Here is a 2,485-nt window from a genome sequence, read left to right as displayed (position 1 = left end):
GCTTTACAGGCAAAGAGACCGTTAAAGATATGAATCTTGTTAATATGAATGCAAGATACTATGCGCCAAGTCTTGGCAGGTTTATGGCGTATGATCCAGCGCCTCCTGAGGTTGATAATATCTTTAGTTTTAATCGTTATGCTTATGCCAATAATAATCCTTTAAGATATATTGACCCGACGGGACTTTGGTCAATCAGTGGGATGTTTAGCGGTGACACGGGACATGACATAGCTGATCATGCCAATAGTTTTGCTTCAGGCATGAATAAAGGGATTAGTGGCGGATTGGTTGATCAAAAGTATAATCGTGATCACCAGATTGACCATATGGTCGGTGAAACCCTCGGCATGGTTGTCGGTATGGGTATTGGTACCACTGAAGCCCGCATAGCAACTGAAGCAGGAGGCTTAATTAAAAGTGCCATTACGGCTGTTATGGAAGAGAAAAATGTTGCGGGGCAGGTTAATGCAGCTAGAGGAGCTGAAGAAGTAGAGCAAGTAGGTAGGAGCGTTAATATAAATGCTTTACAAGCAAAAAATCTTCAAAGGTTTTCTAAAAAAATTCCTGCTAACGCTAAAGTTTCAGTTGAATTAAAGGCACTGCCAAATGATGGAGTGGCTGCACAGGCAACTTCATTTGGGAAAGCTCCTGGTTCAAAGGCAGTATATGAAAAACAAATTGATTCATTGGGTAATACAACTCAATACACTAAAACAACTTACAACCCTGAAGGGAATATTATTCATGTTAAAGATAAGATGAATGGGGAAACATATTATGGATAAATTTAAGGCTTTGCAGCATTTAATTAATTTTGATTTGTCTTTAGATGAATTAAAGGCACTTCTAAGTCAAACCAGTTGGGATGAAACATGTGGTATTGAGTTGAAAAAACATCATTTAAACAAAATTTTGATGCTATACAAAGAAGGCAAAATTCAATATGCAACATTATCAGAATGGGCAAATTTACTGGAAAATAGAGAAGATATATCCTATCAAAGTAACCATGAAAAAATAATGGAGGATACTATATATAAACTTGCAAATCCTGACTTGGAAGGAATTGTTAGTGATGATGAGATTGACCTGTTTTTATTGAAAAATTAGACCATATGAAAACTGCAAACTAGGAACTTCTGGTAATGCGATTAACGGAATTAGTCGCTTTAATCCACGCAAACAAAGTTATGTAGATGCCGCTAGAAATGAGTTTGGAGACGTATAATGAAAAGACAGCGACGTAAAATTGGCAATGTATTAGAAATTAAAGTTAAAGATGACTTATATAGTTATGGGGTTGAAATCAATGATAGAGGTTTCGTGGCATTTTTTGATTATTTCATTGACTCACCAGAAAAATATAAACTAGATGATTTATTAAACTCACCGCTGATCTACAAATTTTGCATATCAAGGTTTTTAGTAACTAAAAGTTATTTTAAAATCGTAGAGAACATTAATCTAGATAATTATAATATTGATACGACATTAAAACCTCACTATATATACGACACTTTATCAGGAAGATACCGTATTTATAATTGGCCGGATAAAGATATTCCGACCACTAAAGAATATATTATTGAAAATAAATTAGCTCCAGTAATGATTTTTGATGGTGAAGAGCAGGTTCAACGCTTACTATTGGCCTTATACGAAAAAAAACCTAGCTTAACATTGCAGACAGAACCATGGATTGATCCCTATAGTGACTTTAATTTAAAAGGTTGAAATTCGACCAAGACAGTCCGCTTCCAAGAGGAAAAGTCCCTTCGATATCTATGGAAAAATCAGATCATATGAAAACTGCAAGCTGGGGACGTTCTGGAAAATCCTTTCGAGCAAAACAAGCCGATTTAATTTCCCAAGGAAGATTTAAAGATGCTCAACAAATGGATATTAATGATATAAGGGATAAGTTTGGCTCTAAATATGATGGAGCTATAAGTCAAATGCAAGATTATACGAATAACCTAGATGTATGAGGATGTTAATATGATTTTTAATGTACAAAATCAGGGATGTGAATCTATGAAAATTGGCATGTTAAAAGACTTGATTAGACATAAAAACATCAACATTCTATATAAAAAGGATTTTGTTTCTGGCGAAGGGCATGACTGGGAGTCAATTTATGATATATTTTCTAATGAGAAAATTGAAATAGATAAAGCTAATGTGTTTTACATTAATGTTGCATACAACGAGGATCACAAAGCTGCATTTATAAGTTGTGGTCAACCTTCTAAAGTTTTATTCAATGCCTATTCACCAACACTAAATTTATTAACTGAAGATTTTTTTGATATTTATCTATTTCTTTCACATCTTGACAAAAACTTGATGGTTGACTCAGCAATTCCCGCTGAGTATGAAAAAGCTTGCAAACAAAGGTTTTTAGCGCGAAGATAAATTTATTTTTCGTAGCCTTGCCGGAGCGCAATGAAGCATCAGTTTAAAAAACACCTATCTATACCAT

The 2,485-nt window shown here is 34.4% G+C and carries 5 protein-coding genes; all 5 read left to right on the top strand.

Annotated elements, in window-relative coordinates:
• Window positions 1-788, top strand: a 788-nt coding sequence (locus DNJ75_RS15600; RefSeq protein WP_206609124.1) for an RHS repeat-associated core domain-containing protein, incomplete at its 5' end; no start/stop codon positions are given.
• The gene (locus tag DNJ75_RS14625) at window positions 781-1,113 is read left to right on the top strand and encodes a hypothetical protein (RefSeq protein ID WP_117004170.1); all 333 of its coding nucleotides are present in this window, start codon (window positions 781-783) and stop codon (window positions 1,111-1,113) included. The genes DNJ75_RS15600 and DNJ75_RS14625, both read left to right, overlap by 8 nt.
• 117 nt (window positions 1,114-1,230) lie before the next feature.
• On the top strand, window positions 1,231-1,737 hold the full coding sequence (locus DNJ75_RS14620; RefSeq protein WP_117004169.1) for a hypothetical protein: 507 nt from the start codon (window positions 1,231-1,233) through the stop codon (window positions 1,735-1,737).
• A 50-nt stretch (window positions 1,738-1,787) separates the two neighbouring features.
• Complete coding sequence (locus tag DNJ75_RS14615; RefSeq protein ID WP_150469093.1) at window positions 1,788-1,991, top strand: hypothetical protein; 204 nt, start codon at window positions 1,788-1,790, stop codon at window positions 1,989-1,991.
• 10 nt (window positions 1,992-2,001) lie between these two features.
• Entirely contained in the window at window positions 2,002-2,418 is a 417-nt protein-coding gene (locus tag DNJ75_RS14610; protein ID WP_157968392.1) for a hypothetical protein, read from the top strand.
• Window positions 2,419-2,485: the final 67 nt, after the last annotated feature.

Source organism: Cysteiniphilum litorale (genome assembly GCF_003428165.1).
In the GTDB taxonomy this organism is placed as follows: Bacteria; Pseudomonadota; Gammaproteobacteria; order Francisellales; family Francisellaceae; genus Caedibacter; species Caedibacter litoralis.
The sequence above is the reverse complement of the archived record's forward strand: the minus strand, read 5'-3'. Positions and strand labels throughout refer to the sequence as shown.